This window comes from Haloarcula sp. JP-Z28 (assembly GCF_011440255.1).
Lineage (GTDB): Archaea > Halobacteriota > Halobacteria > Halobacteriales > Haloarculaceae > Haloarcula > Haloarcula marismortui.
On sequence record NZ_JAAOHT010000021.1, the window covers coordinates 15,102 to 35,346 of the forward strand.

The following is a 20,245-nucleotide window of genomic DNA, read 5'->3' on the forward strand; positions in this document are numbered from 1 at the left end:
ATATAATATACAGATACACGATATGTGGGCCTGCACGCACATACAAATGACCGATCCGTGATGCAGAAACGGCGACTCAGAACTGTGTCTCTTGCCGTTCGGTGAAGGTTTCGTAGCCGTCTTCGCCGGCCTCAATAAGATCAGGGCGGACCTCCGCAAGCCCTGCCCGGACAAGCAGCCCAAGTACTGAACCGCGACTCTCCGAGTCGGTAGCATCTCTGTCGAGATACTCGCGAACATCGGCCCCGACAGCATCGAGTTGCCCAGCCTCGTCGAGGCCACGGATCAACGCTGCGAGGTTCCGATCTCGCATGGTGAGGTTCGTCGGTACTTCGCCAGCATCGAGTTCTTCGTAGACGTCGGCGATGTACTCCTCTAACGACGGCGCGTCGGGCTCAGTGTCTTGTTGCTGTGGCTCGCTCTGGTGCCGTTTCTGTTCTTTCGACTGTTCGAGTAGTTCCTCTGGGTCGCGGTCGTCTGTGGTGTCGCTCATCGGTCTGTGAGTCTGCTCAGCAGTTGCCCAGTGTTCGCACTGTACGCCTCACGGGCTCGCTTCCCGGTCGCATAGAGTTCGTCGTCAGGAACAGCGAAGAGCGTCCGGCCCGTGTTCTGGTTATTTCCGATGTCGGCGGTCTTCGTGACTGGTTCGCCGACGATCTCCGGATACTCCTCTGTCACATACTCGACGAACGATTCTGAGAGGGTCTCCTGACTACTGATTATCGTTGGGATGATCAACGCCAGGCCGAGGTCGACATCAAGGTCGGCACTGATTTCCTCCAGCGTCGCATCCAGTTTCTGGAGTTGGTCACGCTCGAAGGCACCAGGCTTCAGCGGAGCGACGACATTCCGGGCAGCGAAGAGCCCGTTGAGTGCGATGTTGTCCTCTTTGCCCGGGAGGTCGAAGATGACGAGGTCGTACTGGTCGGCGACGAGGTCCTCGACGAACCCATCGAGTTTCTGGTAGCGCTCTTCGAGAGGGACGTTCGCGAGGTTGTTGTCCGCGCCACCCAGACCCGGGTCAGCTGGGATGAGGTCCGGGCCCTCGTCGGTCGGGAATGTCATCCGGTCCAGCAGGTCATCGATGTTGTCTCGGAGGAACGCCCAGTCATCACCGAAGACAGCTGAAATCGGGGCGTCGATCGAGACGCCGTCGTCGGCCGTCTCTTCGTCGACGATGGAGAGCCCGAAGTGTGTCGCGAGGTCGTTCTGTGTCCCGGCGAGATCGACCAGGAGCACCTCGTGACCCATGTTGTGTGCGGCAACGGCGATGTGGGCGGCGCTGGTTGTCTTCCCAACGCCTCCCTTTTCGACGTACGTAGCAGCCCGTTGTACTGATGCCATATACAGATACTGTATACATATTGGTGATACATATAGCTGCGTCAGACGTTCATGTAATCATGAGACTACTCACTGCAACGGTGGCGTGCAGAAGTACATTCGATCACCATCGAAAACGGCATATCGCTCTTGAGCCGGGTCATAGACCACGCGTTCACCGGCATCTGCAGCGACATTAACCAGATCGACGAGCGATGACATTTCGACTACATTCAACTCAGAATCATGTAGATCTTCAGATAGAGTTCCAATAGAGATCCACTCAGCATACTCCACATGAGTCAGTTGGTCACGCTCTGCTGGCGAGAGCGCAATCTGGTTACGGCGACGTAGTAAAACGAGGCTGGCAAGCCCGCCTACACTGACAACGAGTATTGCTGGCCCACCAATGCTCCTGATCGGTGAATACTCGCGCGTCGTAGTAACTGATCGCACCTGCCGGCTTGTATTCGTCATTTCCCCTGGATCATTGACAACAAACGAATCACCGTCGGGAATGAATCGAAGTTCATCAACAAATTCGCGATTAACTGTCCGGCCATTTACTTGACCGGTCATTTGTGTTTGCGCTTGGACAACTACGATTGGGTCGCCAGGTGTCTCACCCAGGGTTTCCTCCACACGCTCAAGCTGAAGACGTGTCTGATTCAGGTTAAATTCAAACTCTGTGTTTGCAGAACCACCCGGTTCAACATCAGCCGCGGTGGTGCTCCCGATCTCGCGAGTCTGCTGCCAGAAAACTGTCCCGTCACCACGACTTTGAACAATCGATAGAACCGTAATATCAACATCTACGGCCCCATCTCCGCTTGCAGTATACTGGAACTGGTACTCACCAATAAGACGCGGTGAAATAAGCGGAAAATACGCGCGTTGATTCCGCAAGCGCTGATTTGTCTCATACACTGGGTTTTGTCCAGTCACTGTTGCACCGTGACTAAACGTTGATGTCCGACTCCACCGTGAGTCGACCTCTGTCTCAGTCTCCGTTCCTGGGCTAATATGAGCAGTATAGCTAGCCCATAGACCACCCACTAGCAGAAGTACAAGCAAGGCAAGAATGATGACATATTGCTCGTCGACTGCTTTTCGGATTCGTAGAGGAAGTGCGTCATCAGACTGGTCTATTGTGTCGGTCATCGCTGTGACCCTCCAAACAGCTTACTCCATCTTGAACTTACACCCGGCGACCCCTCAATTCGAGGACCATCCCCGATGATCCGTGCTACGATAATGAATGGGAGAGCTAATACTGTGTCAAAGACAAGCACTGGGGCTAGCGGGCTGAGTTGATACAATATTTCAATCGCTGGTTCGGGGAGTATGAGCGGATATCGATATTCCTGCACGTATCGCCTGTATGCGCCTGTGTCGGAGGGTGCAAATAAACGTACGGTCGCATTAGCTGAGTTATTTGGCTGGATACGCCCGCTACCGGTTCCATTGAGCACTTGAACGCCGTCACTGGCCGGTTCAACATAGTACTTTACAGGGAACACTGTTCCGCCGGGCACCCGGTATGCTGTCGTTTCCGTTTCACCTGCAGGAATAACTCCAGGACCCGGTAAGTCGGTTTCAGCACTTACGACCTGGTACTCAGTCGGTCCGAGAGGAAGAAGTACACTGAGGGTCGCTGTTGCGACAACGACCGCACCACATAATAAAACGACTTCGCGTGGTCCGGCCTGCAGACCGCGTCCACTGTCATGTCCTCCAGTACGATTTTGGACTGAATCTCGATTCAACCCTCCAGTGTCTCGACTACTGGCTAACAATAGAAATAGACCCGCCACCCCAGCGCCGACCCATACTTGCGTTGGAACCCGTTGTTGGAACGCACCACCGACTGTCTGAACTGCCATCACTGCTGTTCCCAGTTCCGGAATCGTAATCAGGGTACCAGCAACGCGGATGCCGACAGCGACAACTTGTGGGTCGCGAACTGGGGGCTCGCCAGCCGATTGGTCGGTAAATGGGTTCGCATCTCCTTGTGTTATGTATCCGCGCTCGGTTTCTCGAACAATTCGGTGAGTGGTCAAGTCACCACCATTCACTTGCTCAGCTCGATAAATAATCACGTCACCGGGTGCTGGCTCACCAACGACCTCCGGCGGTAGCGTAAGGAATCCGTCTCCAGGATCCAGTGCCGGCTCCATACTTCCGGTTTCAACGTAGGCTAACAGAAGCGGCTGCCCAACAACTTGCCCAGCAAGGAGAGTGATCGCGAAGACGATAATAAGAACCTCGACCACCCGCTCTACTCTTGCCCACATTCATCACAAAATCAATATTATGCTTACATAAAATTGCCGAAATAAGTGACGCTATCTTCTACAGACTGGGCAGGCCGAGTGCCTTGGGGCTTGACGCCGCAGCGGTTCACTCTGAATGTAGTTGTCTTTGCGCCTCTATTACGCCGTTTTGACGAATTCGGACTTCATGTGTATCCACAGAGAACCGAACCTCAGTAAACTGACGCCCTTCTACTGCCTGAAGGCCGTTACAGAGTGACTCAGCGTCAACGTACTCATCTAGTACTGGTACGTCATCACTAGACAACTTATCTAGAACTCCTGCAAGCTCTACAATAAGCTCGGTATCGCTTTCCCAGTCATGCACTGCAAGCGTCTCCCAGTCTTGTGGCGAAGATGGAGTAGCAGCGGTCCCTGACATACTCCCCACTCGTTCTTATACCAATATGAAAATACTGCCCCAAATATCAACAGTAATAACGAAAGACTATAACTTATAAATCAAACAGGAAATATAAGATACTAAGTAGAGCCAACGATGTAGATCTGGAATTACGAAATATTTACTATAAGCGTTGATGCCCATTTTGAGACGGCGAGAGGACCTCGCTGTGAATGCCAGGTGAGGTGGCTACTCTTGCCGGCGGATACGGAGAACAATGACCGCCACCAGCAAAGCGACCAGTAGCACAGCGCCAAGCGCTGGAGTCGGACTAAAGCCACTGGGCTCGCGATCGGTTGGTTGATCAGTCGACGGTGTCACAGCAGCACCACCCGGCTCGGCAGTTTCGGTTTCCGTACTGATATCGGCTCCCTCAGTTTCGGTACCAGCATCAGTGGACCCGACAATCTCGGTTTCGGTGACGGTCTCGCCCACATCACTCACATCCTCTGTCTCAGTGGGGACGCCGCCTCCGCCATCTTCGCCATCTGTGCTGTCGGCATCGTCTCCAGCATCTCCGTTGCCCCCACCGCCTCCGTTGCCCCCACCGCCTCCGCCTCCGCCACCCGGCCCGGAATCGGACTCATCACCGTCATCGAGCGCCGGTGCATCATTCACTGTCACGGCAAGCGGCGAAAAGCCCGGCGTGCCAGCGGCAAGCGTAACCGTACTACCGGATGTCTCTTCAACAGCAGTTGGGAGAACGTCCCAGCCGGTCCCATTATACCGCTCAACAGCAAGGTCGTCGGGGCTAACGCCGGCCGGGAGGGCGGATTCAGCAACTGTTAGCGTGACTGTCGCATTGGCAGCTGGAGCACTGACAAGAGTAATGTTACCGGCTGCAACGGTGGCTGACCCGTCAGTGGATGTCCCAGTAATGTCACTAACAGACTCTGCTGCGACTGCCCGAACTAGCACGTCACTCCCTGTTGACGCATCAGGGGTAACCGATACCGACTGTAGTGCAGGCTCTGGCCCGCCCGGGACCGGATCCGGTATCTCAATTGTTTCCCCAGTATCACCAACTTGTGGGCCGCCACGGACAATAACCTCTTTACTGACCGCATCAGACTCATTCGGTGCGCGCGAGGCGGTCTCTTCGACACTAAGGGTAACGTCATATGTCCCGGTTTCGTTAAACACGTGTTGGGTCGCCGGACCGGCCCCGCTTGCGACAGTGCCGTCGTCAAAGTTATAGACGTATCTTAGCTCGTCGCCGCTGCTTCCGGTTGCATTAACTATCACTGGTTCACCAGCAGTCGGGATATCGGTCTCAACCGCAAGCGTCCCATTAGCGACTTCACTCACCTCTGCGATGACCGACAGGGCGAGGTCGCTCACCTCAAAGTCACCACGCGTGTCAGCAGTGAAACCTATCGATGTGGACTCGCCGGTCCCGAGCTGGATCGCATTTGTCTCACCTTCAACTGGAGCGTCAGGGTCGGCACCACGGTAAAAAGTGAAGTCATCGGCAGGTGGCCCTTGGTCGACGATGTAGACATACGCTTGCCGGTTGCCATCCTCACTAGCAACGTTCGTGTTGAGGACGAGGAGAACGCGATCGAACCGAGTTACCGCATCAGCTTGCAGGCCCTCACCTGGTACGCCTGCATCACCGTCGAGCTGGATTGATACTTGCCCGCTCGGGCCAACCTGAGCGTACGCACCATTCGGCCCGTTGGCCGGTTGGATCTCAACGCCCTCGCCAATTTCGGCGGCCCGTGTAGTCGTGGGGGGAGCTGTCGCTGTAAGAAGGGCGAGCACAATGAGTACGGTGAGAGTCCGGGCGTTCATTTACTTGATATGCCGTCGTTAGTTTAGTGTCGAACTGGGTATGTATCCGGCGATTCTGCGAGTTGCGCCGCGCCGGGCAAGAGGTGCGAGGCGAACTGTTGGAGTCCTGTGACTGACATTAATCATGCCAGCAGTGGTCTTACGTCGCTTCTGTTATCTCATTTCGTGCCTACAACGCAATAGCACGTTTAATTTATGAATTAATAATATGGGCTAAATCACGATTTACCTTTCATCTAAGGGGCACGAGTATTGGGATCAGTACTTCGGTTGACCACTACGGCATTGCCGCTTGCGAGCTGACTGCCGCTGTTGGCCTTCGAGAGTTCGTTTGCGACTGCCTGGGCGTCAGCAAGAGCCTGTCCGTTCACATCAGTAGTACTGGATTCCATCCTGATTTCTGCACCTCCGAATGCCTTCCCAATTCTTGGGTCACTGTCGTCATATTCGATCGAGTTACCCTCAACTGTCGCGCTCTCAGCGGACGAGTCAATGGCGAGGCTCTCACTATTGGCCACGTCCGTGAGCGTGTTGTCCACCACCGTTGGGTCCGCGACGCTACCTGTGGCGATTTTTGTGCCACCACGGAGCGTACAGTCACGGATCTCCTGACCGATTACGAAGAACCCACCCGGCCGACCGCGGTCGAGCGAGATTGGACGGCCTGCCTGCCGGTTCAGAATACCAATGTCGACGTTGATGAACGAGGCGCCAGGGGTGTTTCCGAGTGAGAGACCGCCTTTGGTGTCGAAGGTGACGCTCCCGTCCTCCTCAACGAAGACTACGTTGAGGGCGGCGTTGCGGAAGGTAACAGCGGAGTCTCCGACATTGATCAGCCCGGAGCCGCCCGAAAAGTTGCTTTTCGAGCTTTCATTACTAGCCCCGAAAAAGTCGAACTCGATGTTCTCAACTGAAATGTCGTCTGCCGAGAACGTTATCCCAGCACTGGGGTAACCGCCGTCGTAATTGAGGGTCGGCCTGCTGAGGCCTTTGATGACAGCGTTTGCTTTGTCGAACTCGACCGGATCCTCGAACGAGTCGTACTCTCCGCCCTCGAACAGTGCAACGAGAGCAGACTGGGAGCTACTGCCACCTGCAGTCCCGCCCTTAATATCGGGCTTGAGTACCTCATTAACGCTGGCGAACTGCTCCCCAGAGCCGACGATGTCCGGAGTCGCCCGCGTGCCGGCGTCGCCACTCACTTGGACTGAGTTCACTGCATTTTCGATCAGCAGCGATTCGATTTGTGCGGCTTTGCTGCTCTCACCGTTGACGCTGGCTGGGTTGTCAACGATTTTTATTTCCTTCGAGTTCTCGCCGTCAATATCGTGATTTACAACTTCGTTGTTTTCAACGGTGAAATCGAGTTCACCGGCCGTGCTTCCGAAGCTGAAGATACCTTCGGTAAGGACATTTTCAACATAGTTGTTCGTCAGCGTGAGTGAACCAGATGCGCCGTTCGCGCTGATCGGAGCGTTGATCGACTCACAGTTAGTAATCGTCGTATCTTCGCCGGTCGCTGCGATGGTGGGGTTCCCCTTTGGGCTCCCGCTGCCAGCTTGATTCTCAACCCTGACTCCGTCGAGAGTAACGTCTGAGCCGCTAACGAGGATAGATCGTTCACCACCGAAGCCGGCTCCGGTGACTTCCTCAGTTATTTCCAAGTTCCGAATGCTCACACCGTCTCCAGAGGCTTCAATAAATGCACCATCCTGGACATCGCGGTCTATCGTTGGCCGACCATTGAATCCAGTGACCGTAACATCATCTGTCGAAATGTCAATCGCCGTGCTCTCCGTGATTGATACACTGCCATCAACGCCGACAACTGCCCCTGCGTCAACTTCACCACTGCTGAGTGCACTGGAGAGATCAGCGAAGGTGTTTGGTTCGTCACCGTCCCCATCAACTACGTACTGGGGTTCAGGAATACTCTGTTCTGGCGCGGAGGCGTTCGCGTCCGCGTACAGAGTCACATTATCGAGCAACTGTCCGCTGACATCGTTGTTAAGCGTGTCAACGGTCAGCCCGACGACAATCTGCTCACCAACGCCGAGTTCGACAGAGTTGGCTGCTCCTTCGAGTGACTGCCCATTTGAACCGTTCGTTGATGTCTCAGTCGACCGTGTAACACGGAAAGTCACCGCGTCGCTGTCATCCTCGAAGTAGACACTGACTTCTTGCGAGCCCTGATTGACGACGCGGAACAGGTCTTCAAGCTGCGTAATCGCATCTTGAGTGACACCCTCCCCTGAACCACTGTTATCGCCGTCAAGTTCGAGTTCGACCGTGTTGTCGCTCTCTGTGTTTACGTACTCGCCCGCATTCGCGCTGTCGAGTGGCTGAATGGCGATGAAGGAACTTTGATCCCCTGCAACGGCCACATCCACGTTCCGCTCTGCCTGTACACTAGTAAATGCCTCTGTACCGAAGGCTGCACTGCCCCCTGCTGCGGTCGCACCAATGCCGATGAGTAGCTTTCGCCGTCTCATGTCCACCCATACCTGTATGTGGAGAGTACTTTGTTTTCGCTCCGTTGAAGGGCCGAAACAGGTGATTTCGGCGTCGGTAATACTCTGTTAACGCCCGTAATAGCTTGTTTACGAAACAGAAATTGACACGCTACGGGGTGCGAACCTAGATGTTACGAGAATTCTAACTGATATGAAGCCATTAACACTCGATTAAGTGAACATAAAAGTATTTGTACATATCTAATATATATCCGGTTGGGTTAATGAGTATACCTGTAGCTAACTGGCTAACAACCAGCACGGGGGTTGAATTGGAGGAGGAGGTGGTCTTTTCTGTGTTGTCGAACCAACGTCGGCGATTCGCACTTCACGCTCTGTGCCAGCGGGGTGAAACGGCTGAGCTTGGGTGGTTGGCAAAACGGGTCGCCGCCTGGGAAAGCGGTGTTTCTCCGGCGCGGGTTGGCTCCGATGCCCGCAAATCGTGTTACGTGTCGCTGCAACAGAGCCACCTGCCAAAAATGGACAAGGCTGGAATCGTCTCATTTGACAAACGTTCGGGTGTCGTTCACCCGACAGCTGCTGTTGACGATCTCGACATCTACTTTGATATCGTTGCCGAACCCGAAATCCCATGGTATGGGTACTACCTTGGGCTCGCGGCGGTCGGTGTCGCGCTATTGATTGCGATGGTAACTAACACTGGATTGTTCAGGACTCTCCCAGATATCGCGTTGATGGCGTCTCTCGTTGCTGCACTGGTTGTCTCAGCGCTTGCACATACCTACACCGCTCGGCGACGGAAGCTTGGGAGTGACGGCCCGCCACCGGAGGTAGACCAATGAACCATCAGAGGCTGATCCTCTCGTTATTTGTTCTCGCAGCCGTCATCACGGGAACTGCTGGGTACAGTTCCATCCAAGCACAACGATCTGTTGATGTTACTGTTGCCAATAATGAGGATGCCTATCTGGCTGTTGAGACGCACAATCCCGAGATTCCGAACGGGACAGACGCTAGCGCACTGACAATCACGAACCGGTTTGATAGGGAAATTGATCTTTCGGTTCAGGAAGTTACGACTACCGGGAGTATCAGCTATGACTCACTGTCTGATTCCGACGAGCTCGGAACGGGAGATAGTACAAATGTAGATGTGACTTGTGATGGCACACAAGACGGACGGATCAGTACAGTACTATTCGCAGAGGGCGACAACCGTGAGATATCCGTCAGGACCATGCAAGAAGTGTATATTGAGTGCACAGCACAGTCATCGTGATACAGTTCACGCAGTACAGGCCATTCTGATCTCTCAACCTTCTGTCGTGGCCTTTCGTCTATCCTTGCCGCTGCCGTCTGCTGAACTGTTTCTCCTGAGCCGTCACCCAAACTTCCATAGAATTCAACTGCCTGTCAAAAGCTGATAGCGCCTTGATAAGTGAGGTGAATAGATATGCAAATAGTTTACAATTAGTTAGCGGTTAACCACAATTATGTCACCACAAACAGAGGAGTTGTCTGCTAGTGACCAGCCAAACAGCACTGCAAGCCAGGGTACACCCGAAGCACAGACAGACTCTCACAGCAACCGAAATCACTCGGTAGCAAACGATAGCAGTTCCCCGTGGGACCTGCTCGTTATCGGCGGCTTATTCTTCGCATATGTTATCGCTCTCATCGGTATTGGCGTGTTTCGCGCAGTCAAGGGAATCGTTGGACTTGGAAAGTGAGGTGCTTACCGAGTACAAAAGTGAGCGTCGAGAGCAGTTTCTGATAAGTCATGATGACCAGTGACTCCCGGGGTGACGATATCGGCGAGCCAGAATCATTACACACAAGAGAATCAAATACCGCTAGCTGGGTACATCACATACAATACGACTGATGGATATTCCATCTCAACTACGGTGTTTGTTTGCTGGCACTGTCGAAGAACGCAACGACTCCTATGTGATTGAAGTGCCCAAACAGGAACTACAGACCGGTACTCTGCAGGCCGGTGCAATGTATCGCGTTGCGCTGCTTTCGGGTCCGACTGACACTGAGTCTCAACAGAGTGAGACAGAGCCGCAGAGAAAGCGCAGGTCACAAGGGATACAGACGCCGCCGGTTGCGGAAGGCGAACAGCGCACCGTCGACATCGAGGATCTCGGCGACCAAGGTGACGGACTCGCACGTGTTGAGCGAGGGTTCGTAGTGATTGTTCCCGACACCGAGGTTGGAGAGCGCGTTACTGTGGAGATTACCGATGTTAGAGAAAACGTCGCCTTCGCTGAGGTTGTTGCACGGGGCAGTTCCTCTGAGTAAGCTGTCTCGGATCTATTCCTCGTTGGCGTAGACGAGCTGCAGTGCTTCACGAAGGTGATAGAGCACCTCGTCATCATCCGTCTGGTGGTGAGCGTGCCGGATGTGCTTTTCAACGGGGTTGTCGGTTTCAGTTTCGACGCTTTCTGGAGGCACACATCCGTATTTTACTGTAATCTCATATATCTGTTGGTTATCTGCTAGATACAGGTGTACCACTCGTAATTAATTGGTTTGTCATTGGTGCGCAACCAATATAGTCTGTCTACTGTATCTGAGATGCAAATTGATTCGTTGAACAATGCCAAGTAGCGGTCCCAACAACATACTGGTCATCAGATGAGATGCTCTATAGATTTGCCGTCCCGGACCAACTCGGACTGCTCAGGCGAGGCGTCCGTAGCACGGGTGGAGAACGACTCCGGTGACACGGCCTGTTGCATCGCTGTGAGCTTTGATCGAAGTTGGCCGCTCGTCGAGCGCACCAGCTCATCGTCTGGCCATAATCGACAGGAAAGTGCTTAGTTCCAGTTTATACCGATACTTATTTCAAATAAAAAAGGTATCCAATGAATGCCCCGAGACCATGTATAAGAACGAGAACAGGCAGGAGAATGCCGCACACTCCGATCAGCTGGAGCACTAACGTAGGCCCAGACTGAACAGTCAGAGAGAGTACGCCATACGCAAGCAGGGACGTGGCAAAGACCCCGGCTGTGGCCGCTTTCAGACTCTGAATTCCGTCATACGCGATAGCCCGGGTACTATCCGCGCCACGGAGTGGGAGTCCATGACTTCGGATGTCGATGACGGTGCGAATTAGTACCCATGCCGCCAGTACAATTACGCCAAGGGAACCAGCAGCGACAATCATCATTCCGGCGCTGAGTATCGATGTATCGCCGCCTAACGCGGTAAATGAGCCAAAAATTACGACCGGCAGTGCAATCACACAGACTGCAATCGATAGTGCCGTTAGTAGTATCTCAACTGGCAGGGTATTCGCCAACATCCATGCTTGAATCCGCTCCGTCTGTGAGGGCGAGGCCGCCATTCCTGATTGTCGCGGTGCGGCTGTTGGATCGCTGGAGGGGTCGGAGGGCATATTCGGCGCCAATGTCCCAACGCAAAAAATTCTTATCAATTAGCCTGCAATAACTCCGTCCACACCGTAGTGGTTCTATCACTTGATCAACCCGTTATTGGCGGCAGCTGCGCGCAGATCATACGCGTTGCCCTTAGGCAACCGACCTGCTCCGCCTGCAGGGGATTACTCTGAACAATTTCTAATAACGCAGGTATCTCCACGAGCGCTCAAAATGCTACACCTAGTATATATCTGGTAACTAAACTTAGGCCAAAATATAAGTAATGACAGAGTAATTAACCATTCGGTAAGAATGAACCACATAGGGGTGGCCAAGTCGGATACAAAAGAGTCACAGCTTCGAACGATGGCGCGAGATATGTCCGAGAGTCTGGCGAAGGTGTTCAGGGCACATGATAACTCGAACCGTGAGGATGCTATTGAATCACTTATCGAAGTAGACCGGCGCCAGTTTCCGACGTTAGACACTGATGAGGTTGAGCTAGCTTCGACGGCGTTCGTTGACGCGCTCTTTGCAAAGGACGAGATCGAATTCCAACAACTCACTGGCGGCGAAATTGACGCAACCGGACTGCGAGAGGCAGATTATTCGGCTGCGCTACAGAAATTACGACAACGAGCTGTACTTATCGGTGCTGATCAACAGTATGCGGTTGAAAAAGTTCGGGCCTGGAGACGACACAAAGTTGGTGGCGACTACTGGACCCCGTTCCAACAATCACAACTTTACGAACTCAGAGCCGCGTTGAATGATCCCGAGTATCCACACAAGCCACGAGCAGGTCAATCCGGGCCAGGGCCTGAAGCGATGCGGTATGCATTGGCGTTCGAACTGCATGATATGCATACAGAACGACACTGGCTACAGGGTATCCGTGTCATGACACCATACTTCCTCAGGATTCTTTCCCACCATGAGGAGATGGGGTGACTGACATGACGATGCATACTAACGGCGAGGTCAAATCAAACGTCTTCTCTCGTCATAACGATGGCTCAGATATGACTGTACTTGTCGTCGATGATGATCCCGATATTTTAGACCTCACTTCGACTTTTCTGGAACGAGAAAAAGACGGTTTCAACGTAATTACACACGCGGATCCGACAGACGCGATCGAACAAGTCGATCAAGTCGATGTTGATGCAATCGTCAGCGACTACGATATGCCGTCGCTAAACGGGTTAGAGTTCCTTGAGGCTATTAGAGAAGATTATAAAAATATCCCCTTCATTCTGTTTACTGGCAAAGGTAGTGAAGATATCGCCAGTGAGGCGATCTCGAAAGGAGTCACGGACTATCTAGAGAAACAAACCGGACCCGAACAGTACGCGCTGCTCGCAAATCGCATCTCGAACGCTGTGGAGCAGTATCATGCTTCTGAGACGCTGAAACGGTCCCAGCAGAAGTTTAGCAAAGTTGTCAGAAACTCGACAGACGTACTAGGAATAGTCGATAAGAAAGGTGAATTCAAGTACATCTCACCAGCTTGCGAGAACACACTCGGATACAAGCAAGAAGAGTTAATCGGCGAATGTGCCTTCGATTATATGCCTCCGGATGATCGCCAAGAGGCGATGAACGAGTTCTTTGCCGCGATTGAAAACCCAGACAGGGGGCCAACGGTCGAATTCCGATTCGAGGATCCCGATGGCGGGTGGACAATTGTTGAGGCACGGGGCGAGAACCTGTTTGACGATGAGTTCATCAATGGGTTCGTCGTCAATGCTCGGGATATCGGGGAGCTGAAACAACGGGAACGAGAACTTGAGCAGCAAAACGAGCAACTCCAGAATATGCGAAAAATGCTCTCGCATGATCTACGGAGTCCTGTGAGTGTCGCGTCTGAATCCCTGTTCTTGTATCGCGATACGGAAAATGAAAAGTGGCTGGAAAAAACCGAAACCGCGGTCCAGCGAATGGATGAAATCTTAGACAAGGTGACGACTCTTTCTATAGACGATACCAGCATCACTGACACCGAGACTGTTGAGCTTCGAGATATCGTCAGTTCGGTTTGGGATACAATCCAGACAAAGGGCGCACAGTTGCATATTCAAGACTCGAAGAAATTTGAAGCCGATCCCAGTCGGCTTAAACAGATCTTTGAGAATCTCATCCGAAACGCCATCGAACACAGCACTGGCGAGGTAATCATCAAAGTCGGGACAACTAACGAAGGTATCTACGTTGAGGATACAGGGCCCGGCATCGCTGAAGATGAGCATGACGATGTTTTCGACTCTGGATATACAACTGACCCAGCGAATACCGGGTTCGGATTGAGTATCGTAAAAGAAATTGTCGTCGGCCATGGCTGGGAGATCTCGCTGATAGAAGGCGAGAATGGAGGTGCTCGATTCGAGATTGACAACATTGTCTTCCAGCCCGCAGTCTATAACTGAACGTTCAAGCCCTCCAAGTGGAGACCCTACTAGCGGTAAGTGACCAAAGAAAACTATTGATATTGCTCTGTTGACTTGATGGAAACGCTGCTATCCCAAGAGAGCGTGAACTAAGACATGGGGCGCAAGAGACCGACCGCTATTCCGTGCCATCGAGCACGTCCTGTTGACTGGTCCATGTGCGAAAGAAGCCGAGCCATGGGCGTTACAGCCCGGATGTCTTGAACAATGAACGTATCGACTATCTTGTTCACTATCGTGGCTCGTCGCTGAACGCAACCGCGAATAATGCACTCATCCGGCCAAAAGGCTACTCTTGGCGCTAGATGGCCGAAACCTCGTATTCGGCAATTAAGCGCCTGCTCGGCGACGCCGTGCGAGCGCTTGGCTGGTCTCGACAGTTCCGTGAAATCATCTTGATGTTCCCCATCTCAAACATAGAACCGCTCTGTGAGCCGCACTAACTGTAACTCAGAGCCTATTCAACAGATCAGTATAGACAGTAGTGTAGTGGCCTGATAGACACATCAGATGAGATGTCCGAGAGGATCAGTTTCGTGAGCCAATTCTGACTGCTCTGGCGACATGCTTGGGTGCTTCCCGGAGAACGACTCCGGTGAGACGGCCTCTTGCATCGCTTTGAGCTTCGACCGCAGTTGGCCGCTCGTCGAGCGCACCAACTCATCGTCTGGCCAAGAATGCACTTCGAGCCCGTCGAAGCGTGTTGCGACTTGCTGGACTGTATTCAACTGTTCGAGGGCGTACTCGACCCAGTACTGGTGGCTGTCTTGCAGCTGCTGGAGTTCGGTGACAACGTCGTCGTAGCCAGCTTCTTTGGCGGCGGTGAGACACTGCTGGAAGTTCGCGCCGCGTGGGTTGATTGGCTCGTGGAAGACGACGACCTCACCGAGCGCTCTAAAGTAGCTGAGTAGCTCGTGAAAGTCGTCTTCGCCCATCGTGGGGTATGTGGGCGACATCGAGACGAACACCGACACACCGGCCTGCTGGAGTTTGTCTAGGGCCTGCCAGCGAGTCATCGGTGGCGGGGCGTTCGGTTCCATCGCTCTGACGAGCGTCGCATCAAAGGAGGGAATCGATGAGCCGACGGTCTCAACCAGATCGAGCCGTTTTCACGGCAGTTCCACACTGACGCACTGGATGCGTGGGCACTAGAGAAGATGCCGTCGGTATACCGAGCGGACGTTCTGAACGAACACGAGTCACCACAGGCGTCTCTGAACGGAGTGTGGGGGTGGGTATGCTATATAGCAGTTCAATGGTGAATGCGGCTATGATGAGGAGCTACCATCGCTCGCCTGGTGCCCTGGTCTGGAGACGATCTCTTTGCACGCCTCACACAGTCGACCATATGTGTCGGTACAACTCCCCTCAAGAATGGGGACTTCCGTATCGCAGTTTGTACACTGGGTCATTTGTTGAGAGCCGGCTAGTGAAGTATGAGTAATATGCCTGTATTCGGCTTGTGTCTTGCGATTGTGCTGGGTTTGACTGCTGATAAACTGTGACAATTTGGTGAGCCGAAGCGGTTGTGATCGACGAACGGATGCGAGCGGGCTCGGAGGGATTCGAACCCTCTGTCTCGGGATTAAAAGTCCCACGCCTGTGCCTCATAGGCCCCGAGCCCGGAATATAGTATATGTGCTTGACCGGTATACATCTCACGCTGCCGAAACTGGACTCGATGGGAAATCGGCTTCTGGCATTGTGGTTGCCAACCGTTGACGGCATTGGTGACGGGCTGACAAATTATACGAAGACGGCCGAGTCGGCCGGCGAGTTGGCCACTGATGTTGTCTACGAGTTGTGCGGGCTGACCAACGCGGAAACTGAGAGTGGTGAGGATGTGGTTAAGAGAGTGAACGGTCTGCTGGACTGTGGTTATCTCACTCACACTAACCAAGGTCGGCCTCACCCAACCCCCAGAAGACTCAGCTGACTCCATCCTCCAGCAGACCACCGAGCAGAAACCGAATCTCCGCGTTGGTGAAGCCAGCGTTGTCCGAGAGTCCGACAGCACAGTCGAAATCCAACTCACGGCACGGTACAAACCTGACGACGAGGACGCCTATGAGACCGACCAGTGGGGCTACACGGAGACTGAACCGCTGCCGGCGCTGCGGATTACCGACCTCACCGAAACGGAGGGTGACCTGATCGAGGCGTTTGTGCCGGTCGCCGTCGACGAGGCCGGTGGCTTCGCTGGCTTCCGTGAGACGGCGACAAAGACGAACTCGCTGGTAGATCGGCTGCGGAAGCTGACGTTGCCCGCCGTCGACGACGTTCGCGATGGACTGGCGAGTTACATGGAGACGGTCGAGCGGGCCGACGAATTGGAGACGAAGATCGAGCGGACTGACGAGCTGATCGACGAGATCGTCTACGAACTGTATGGGTTGACTGACGAGGAAATCGAGATTGTTGAGGAAGCGGTTGGAGGGGAGTGATTTCGAGTTCTCCCTCAGGCTGTAAACTTTCATTACCCAAGAGCTAGTCAGGTGCGGTAGGTATCTCACGTGCCACCGATTGATGAAATTGATCGCCGGACTGACGTTGTCTTCATCCTATTTTACCATATGGAGTCAATCCATGGTGTCACGAAACTCCAGAAGCTACTTTTCCTGATTGAGCAGGAAACCAACTTCTTTGAAGAGTACAGAGACGATATTGCGTTCAATTTTGCGCCCTATAAGATGGGTCCTTTCTCCGAGGCAGTTTATGAAGAGCTCCATTTCCTCCTCCAACTGGGAGCTATCGAAGCTACCCCGCTAAACGGCAGTTCAGTCGATGGTTTCGGTGACGATGACCTAACAAACAAAGAATTTACTATTACCCCAAAAGGGGAGAAGATTGCAGCTCAGTTAGTCGAAATTCTCGAACCCGAGTATCGAACGGAAATTGAGAACTTGGTGGAGTCATATGGCAACCTATCGCTACAGGAACTACTGGAAGTTGTCTACACGTCATATCCGTCGTTCGCCAGGGAGTCCGAAATCAAGGATGAACTTGAGTTGGAGGGAGACTGATGGCTGATATCGAATATGTCGAACAAGAATATACGAAACGGTGGGCTGAAAGTGAGGATGAGCACTCCAATCAGTACATCCCCGAAAAGTATCAACTAGGAATCCTCGCAGACTATTTGCAAAGTGAAGAGATTGTGTTCACCACTGAAGCACGTGTCTTCTCGTATCCGATCGACATTTTAGCTGTTGACGGTGATGAGACAATTGCAATCGAAATGAAAGCACGGAATATTGGCCGCGGAATTGAACAGGCCCGCCGTGACGCCGACGTGGTTGATTACTCTTATTTAGCCGTCTGGGACCATTCTGTTTCTACAGAACTTGAAAATCGTGTTGAAGACCTCTCAATTGGGCTACTAAGCATCGATGAAGACGTTGAAGTTATTTCCAAAGCTGAATCTGTGTCACAACAATTATGTAGGAAGGAAAACATCGTCAACCGAGTCTTAGACGATGTTCGAGACGATCGTCCGGTACAAGAGCAATAACGAGCGGTCTATTTTCGACGACTACCACGAATTATGGGATTCAGCTCTCGTATCAGCACATCTCCTCGCTAATTCCAAAAAACGGGTTCCAAAGCTGCTTGCTGACTTGATTGAGGAACGGAGCCTCAGTTATTATATTGACCCTATACTTACCGAATTTCGACAAGGGAGGAGCTTCCGGTATGAGAACGGAAAGCTTCGACAATGGCATAGTGCCTATGCATCTGAGCTTGGCGATCCATTCAAACGACTGCTCAACGATCCGGGGACGGTCAACGCTCGATTCTTACAGACAGGTGTAATCCAACAGATTGCACAGGACGCAATCGAATTCCAGGAAAGTATTCTCTACGAGCGTCTTGAAGCCAACCTCGGAAAATATGAAGAACTGGACATCGATAGAGAGGAAGCTAAACCGGACGCCGTTATCCCATGGGGACATAAACTGGAAACCCAGCAAGATTATGACGCATTCGAGACAATTCTCGAAGCCTCGAGGGCTCAAGCAACTCGTCCTTTGCGACCGGTAGTGTACACATCGACAGGAAAAATCTCTCGTGGTGAGAATCGAACTGAATTGGTTCAGCTACTCAACAACGAGGATATTGGAGAGTGTTTCCTTCTGTTTGAAGATCTCGATAAGCACGACACCACAGAGTCCGAATACAAACATATCATCGACTTCGTATATGATCTCTCGTCTGCGGGTATTGATCCGTACTTCTACTACGGTGACTTCTTCGCGAACCTTCTTCACGACTTTGGCCTCCAGGGGGCCGCCTATGGGACAATTCATGGAGAGCAGTACCGAGAGTCGGTCAAGCCAAAGGCAAGTAGCGGTATGTCGTCCCGATATTACCTCGATAAAGCCAAAGACTTCCTCCAGATTCAGGCTGTAGTGGACATCATGACACGGGCAGATGAGCCGGTATGCGAGTGTCAATTCTGCAGCCAACACTTCGATGACTGGCTAGATCTCGCCGAGCTTGATGAAGCAGAAGATGACGAGACGGCACTGCAAACGGTTGTGATGAAACACCGAATTTTGAAACGGTGGGAACACGCTCGGCTGGTTGAGGAGACAGGCGTAGAGGATGTGGTTGAAGATCTCCAAGAGGATTTCAAAGACATTTCAGGAGAGTATAGCAGCTCACAGCAGGTTGCCTCACGCAAGACGTTGCAGTACATCCAGCGGTGGCGGCAAGCCGTTGAAAACCGCACTGCACTGCTTGAAAATTAAAACTAGCCACCCCTGTGCTATCGCCATTTCGTCCACGAATTATACTTTCACTCCGCTGGTCTGACAATTAAGACCATCTGCGGACTACTGTTTCATAGAGTGTAGAACACACAATGCCCTGGATTGCAATTTATGATGGACGAAAAGCTGCCCCGCGACAAGTACCAAAAAAGACTGATGTAGAATGTCCTGAATGTGGTGGGCAGATGCGAGTCTGGAGTAGGTCCAGTGACGGGCGCGCTCGTCACTTCAAACATACCGAAGGGATGGGTCATAGCGATGGAAGTGGGACTTCAGCCTGCGAATCCGTCGCTGAATCGGATAAGCACCTAAAGTGGAAATCACTGGCTGCCGACCGATTGGAGAGTATTTTTGAGAGCAACATTTCGAACTGCCAAATGGAGAAGCGACTCGGAGCACCCCATTCGGACAAAAAGCGGCGATTTGGAGACGCAGTTATTACCTTCGAGAAGAGAGATTCCCAGCTAGGTCGTGGCGTCGTTGTTGAAGTCCAGCATAAGAATGAGTCAAAAGATATCGACGCCGCGACGGCAGACTTCATCGAGCAGGACTATGCTATTGTCTGGACAGATGCGGATGATTTTGGGAAACACCAATGGCGGATGGCGGAGGTCGATGTCCGGTCACGCGCTCAGGAAGCGGCATGGCCTGAGTGGGTACCGTCGCAGAGTGAGTGGTGGCAACCACCGTATAGTCACCGCGCTCACCAGCCAGAGTGGCACACTGCGTGGGAAGAGTTACCTTCGGGAGAAGTGCCAGCCACACTCCCGCCAGAGTGGTACGATCAAAAGGCACGATATCTTTGGAAACAGCAATCATGGGATACTCTGTTTCCGGCGTGGGTAGAACAAGGCAAGGAGGAGTATCCTGCAACAGAGTACCAAGCTGAAGTACGTGATGAGGTCGTTGATCAGTCGGACTTGGTGATTAGCCTTCCGCCGGACGTGATTGAACCAATAGTATTTCGGACGGTTTCTTGGGAGCGGTTGTTTGCACGCGGAACAGAACCGCCCTACTCCGAGCGATCAGATGTATCCCTGGAGATCAACATCGCCCCACTCATCGACGAGAGAGTATGGAAACAGTGGTATCGAGAGGGCGTTCGTGACCGACAGTCTAAGCAGGATGGCATTGATCCCCCTCCAACGGCGTTCGACGATGTTCAGTGTCATGAATGTGGAAATTATTTTTTCTGGAAGAACGGGTATTCAGAGTGCCAAAACTGTGGAACTGAGATTGACTGGCAGTGGAACATAGCAACCGGCCGTATCTCAGAGGACTCAGTACCCGAAGAGTTCAATTAAAGATATATGTTCCTAGTTAGAAAT

18 protein-coding genes, 1 tRNA gene and 3 pseudogenes are annotated in these 20,245 nt (G+C 52.6%); 11 read left to right on the plus strand and 11 right to left on the minus strand.

What is annotated here, in order from left to right:
- Positions 1-76 precede the first annotated feature (76 nt).
- The 6 genes from G9463_RS10120 to G9463_RS10150 all read right to left on the minus strand — a co-directional run bounded on the left by G9463_RS10120 (position 77) and on the right by G9463_RS10150 (position 8,324).
- Positions 77-493 carry a hypothetical protein gene (locus G9463_RS10120; RefSeq protein WP_004966330.1) on the minus strand — a complete coding sequence of 139 codons (417 nt, stop codon included), beginning with the start codon at positions 491-493 and terminating at the stop codon, positions 77-79.
- Positions 490-1,344 (minus strand): ParA family protein, encoded by an 855-nt coding sequence (locus G9463_RS10125; RefSeq protein WP_165896622.1) that lies wholly within the window; start codon positions 1,342-1,344, stop codon positions 490-492. Before G9463_RS10125 ends, G9463_RS10120 begins: the two co-directional genes overlap by 4 nt.
- A 69-nt stretch (positions 1,345-1,413) precedes the next feature.
- Positions 1,414-2,484 carry a DUF5305 domain-containing protein gene (locus tag G9463_RS10130; protein ID WP_165896623.1) on the minus strand — a complete coding sequence of 357 codons (1,071 nt, stop codon included), beginning with the start codon at positions 2,482-2,484 and terminating at the stop codon, positions 1,414-1,416.
- A gap of 1,239 nt (positions 2,485-3,723) precedes the next feature.
- Complete coding sequence (locus tag G9463_RS10140; protein ID WP_082229943.1) at positions 3,724-4,017, minus strand: hypothetical protein; 294 nt, start codon at positions 4,015-4,017, stop codon at positions 3,724-3,726.
- Positions 4,018-4,227: 210 nt separating this feature from the next.
- Positions 4,228-5,832 carry a PKD domain-containing protein gene (locus G9463_RS10145; protein ID WP_165896625.1) on the minus strand — a complete coding sequence of 535 codons (1,605 nt, stop codon included), beginning with the start codon at positions 5,830-5,832 and terminating at the stop codon, positions 4,228-4,230.
- A gap of 236 nt (positions 5,833-6,068) precedes the next feature.
- Positions 6,069-8,324: a hypothetical protein gene (locus tag G9463_RS10150; protein WP_165896626.1), complete on the minus strand. Its 2,256-nt coding sequence runs from the start codon at positions 8,322-8,324 to the stop codon at positions 6,069-6,071.
- A 245-nt stretch (positions 8,325-8,569) separates the two neighbouring features.
- On the opposite strand from G9463_RS10150, the gene G9463_RS10155 reads away from it, so the two are divergent.
- The 3 genes from G9463_RS10155 to G9463_RS10165 all read left to right on the plus strand — a co-directional run bounded on the left by G9463_RS10155 (position 8,570) and on the right by G9463_RS10165 (position 10,613).
- Positions 8,570-9,148: a hypothetical protein gene (locus G9463_RS10155; RefSeq protein WP_165896627.1), complete on the plus strand. Its 579-nt coding sequence runs from the start codon at positions 8,570-8,572 to the stop codon at positions 9,146-9,148.
- Complete coding sequence (locus tag G9463_RS10160) at positions 9,145-9,585, plus strand: hypothetical protein (protein WP_004966261.1); 441 nt, start codon at positions 9,145-9,147, stop codon at positions 9,583-9,585. The genes G9463_RS10155 and G9463_RS10160 overlap by 4 nt, the downstream gene beginning before the upstream one ends.
- 605 nt (positions 9,586-10,190) lie before the next feature.
- On the plus strand, positions 10,191-10,613 hold the full coding sequence (locus G9463_RS10165) for a TRAM domain-containing protein (RefSeq protein WP_007189730.1): 423 nt from the start codon (positions 10,191-10,193) through the stop codon (positions 10,611-10,613).
- A 12-nt stretch (positions 10,614-10,625) separates the two neighbouring features.
- On the opposite strand, the gene G9463_RS10170 is transcribed toward G9463_RS10165, so the two are convergent.
- From G9463_RS10170 to G9463_RS10180, 3 genes and pseudogenes are all read right to left on the minus strand, one after another.
- On the minus strand, positions 10,626-10,766 hold the full coding sequence (locus G9463_RS10170) for a hypothetical protein (protein WP_160164333.1): 141 nt from the start codon (positions 10,764-10,766) through the stop codon (positions 10,626-10,628).
- Between the two features lie 179 nt (positions 10,767-10,945).
- A pseudogene (locus tag G9463_RS24015) lies at positions 10,946-11,128 on the minus strand (radical SAM domain-containing protein); the annotation flags it as partial.
- A 26-nt stretch (positions 11,129-11,154) separates the two neighbouring features.
- Positions 11,155-11,715: a hypothetical protein gene (locus G9463_RS10180; RefSeq protein ID WP_240150007.1), complete on the minus strand. Its 561-nt coding sequence runs from the start codon at positions 11,713-11,715 to the stop codon at positions 11,155-11,157.
- Positions 11,716-12,076: 361 nt separating this feature from the next.
- Between G9463_RS10180 and G9463_RS10185 the strand changes: the two genes are divergently transcribed.
- The 3 genes and pseudogenes from G9463_RS10185 to G9463_RS10195 form a co-directional block, all read left to right on the plus strand.
- The gene (locus G9463_RS10185; RefSeq protein WP_240150008.1) at positions 12,077-12,649 is read left to right on the plus strand and encodes a hypothetical protein; all 573 of its coding nucleotides are present in this window, start codon (positions 12,077-12,079) and stop codon (positions 12,647-12,649) included.
- Between the two features lie 5 nt (positions 12,650-12,654).
- Positions 12,655-14,124 carry a response regulator gene (locus G9463_RS10190; protein WP_165896628.1) on the plus strand — a complete coding sequence of 490 codons (1,470 nt, stop codon included), beginning with the start codon at positions 12,655-12,657 and terminating at the stop codon, positions 14,122-14,124.
- 236 nt (positions 14,125-14,360) lie between these two features.
- Positions 14,361-14,588, plus strand: a pseudogene (locus G9463_RS10195) (IS5/IS1182 family transposase); the annotation flags it as partial.
- Positions 14,589-14,651: 63 nt separating this feature from the next.
- Here the strand turns inward: G9463_RS10195 and G9463_RS10200 are convergent.
- Together G9463_RS10200 and G9463_RS10205 are read right to left on the minus strand one after the other, a co-directional pair.
- Positions 14,652-15,161, minus strand: a complete 510-nt coding sequence (locus G9463_RS10200; protein WP_165896647.1) for a radical SAM domain-containing protein — start codon at positions 15,159-15,161, stop codon at positions 14,652-14,654.
- A gap of 534 nt (positions 15,162-15,695) precedes the next feature.
- A tRNA-Lys gene (locus tag G9463_RS10205) sits at positions 15,696-15,769 on the minus strand.
- Between the two features lie 265 nt (positions 15,770-16,034).
- Here G9463_RS10205 and G9463_RS10215 point away from each other — a divergent pair.
- From G9463_RS10215 to G9463_RS10235, 5 genes and pseudogenes are all read left to right on the plus strand, one after another.
- Positions 16,035-16,589, plus strand: a pseudogene (locus G9463_RS10215) (restriction endonuclease); the annotation flags it as partial.
- Between the two features lie 129 nt (positions 16,590-16,718).
- Complete coding sequence (locus G9463_RS10220; protein ID WP_193569590.1) at positions 16,719-17,168, plus strand: type II toxin-antitoxin system antitoxin SocA domain-containing protein; 450 nt, start codon at positions 16,719-16,721, stop codon at positions 17,166-17,168.
- Positions 17,168-17,656: a hypothetical protein gene (locus tag G9463_RS10225; RefSeq protein ID WP_121578464.1), complete on the plus strand. Its 489-nt coding sequence runs from the start codon at positions 17,168-17,170 to the stop codon at positions 17,654-17,656. The genes G9463_RS10220 and G9463_RS10225 overlap by 1 nt, the downstream gene beginning before the upstream one ends.
- The gene (locus G9463_RS10230; RefSeq protein WP_165896631.1) at positions 17,622-18,896 is read left to right on the plus strand and encodes a hypothetical protein; all 1,275 of its coding nucleotides are present in this window, start codon (positions 17,622-17,624) and stop codon (positions 18,894-18,896) included. Before G9463_RS10225 ends, G9463_RS10230 begins: the two co-directional genes overlap by 35 nt.
- Positions 18,897-19,294: 398 nt before the next feature.
- Positions 19,295-20,221, plus strand: a complete 927-nt coding sequence (locus G9463_RS10235; RefSeq protein WP_165896632.1) for a hypothetical protein — start codon at positions 19,295-19,297, stop codon at positions 20,219-20,221.
- Positions 20,222-20,245: the final 24 nt, after the last annotated feature.

Excerpts from the sequence above, each read along its gene's own strand:
- G9463_RS10130 (WP_165896623.1), bottom strand. The coding sequence starts at position 2,484 with ATGACCGACACAATAGACCAGTCTGATGACGCACTTCCTCTACGAATC.
- G9463_RS10230 (WP_165896631.1), top strand. The coding sequence starts at position 17,622 with ATGTTCGAGACGATCGTCCGGTACAAGAGCAATAACGAGCGGTCTATT.
- G9463_RS10140 (WP_082229943.1), bottom strand. The coding sequence starts at position 4,017 with ATGTCAGGGACCGCTGCTACTCCATCTTCGCCACAAGACTGGGAGACG.
- G9463_RS10145 (WP_165896625.1), bottom strand. The coding sequence starts at position 5,832 with ATGAACGCCCGGACTCTCACCGTACTCATTGTGCTCGCCCTTCTTACA.
- G9463_RS10225 (WP_121578464.1), top strand. The coding sequence starts at position 17,168 with ATGGCTGATATCGAATATGTCGAACAAGAATATACGAAACGGTGGGCT.
- G9463_RS10200 (WP_165896647.1), bottom strand. The coding sequence starts at position 15,161 with ATGACTCGCTGGCAGGCCCTAGACAAACTCCAGCAGGCCGGTGTGTCG.
- G9463_RS10185 (WP_240150008.1), top strand. The coding sequence starts at position 12,077 with ATGTCCGAGAGTCTGGCGAAGGTGTTCAGGGCACATGATAACTCGAAC.
- G9463_RS10155 (WP_165896627.1), top strand. The coding sequence starts at position 8,570 with ATGAGTATACCTGTAGCTAACTGGCTAACAACCAGCACGGGGGTTGAA.
- G9463_RS10125 (WP_165896622.1), bottom strand. The coding sequence starts at position 1,344 with ATGGCATCAGTACAACGGGCTGCTACGTACGTCGAAAAGGGAGGCGTT.
- G9463_RS10235 (WP_165896632.1), top strand. The coding sequence starts at position 19,295 with ATGGAGAAGCGACTCGGAGCACCCCATTCGGACAAAAAGCGGCGATTT.
- G9463_RS10150 (WP_165896626.1), bottom strand. The coding sequence starts at position 8,324 with ATGAGACGGCGAAAGCTACTCATCGGCATTGGTGCGACCGCAGCAGGG.
- G9463_RS10180 (WP_240150007.1), bottom strand. The coding sequence starts at position 11,715 with ATGCCCTCCGACCCCTCCAGCGATCCAACAGCCGCACCGCGACAATCA.
- G9463_RS10160 (WP_004966261.1), top strand. The coding sequence starts at position 9,145 with ATGAACCATCAGAGGCTGATCCTCTCGTTATTTGTTCTCGCAGCCGTC.
- G9463_RS10120 (WP_004966330.1), bottom strand. The coding sequence starts at position 493 with ATGAGCGACACCACAGACGACCGCGACCCAGAGGAACTACTCGAACAG.
- G9463_RS10165 (WP_007189730.1), top strand. The coding sequence starts at position 10,191 with ATGGATATTCCATCTCAACTACGGTGTTTGTTTGCTGGCACTGTCGAA.
- G9463_RS10220 (WP_193569590.1), top strand. The coding sequence starts at position 16,719 with ATGGAGTCAATCCATGGTGTCACGAAACTCCAGAAGCTACTTTTCCTG.
- G9463_RS10190 (WP_165896628.1), top strand. The coding sequence starts at position 12,655 with ATGACGATGCATACTAACGGCGAGGTCAAATCAAACGTCTTCTCTCGT.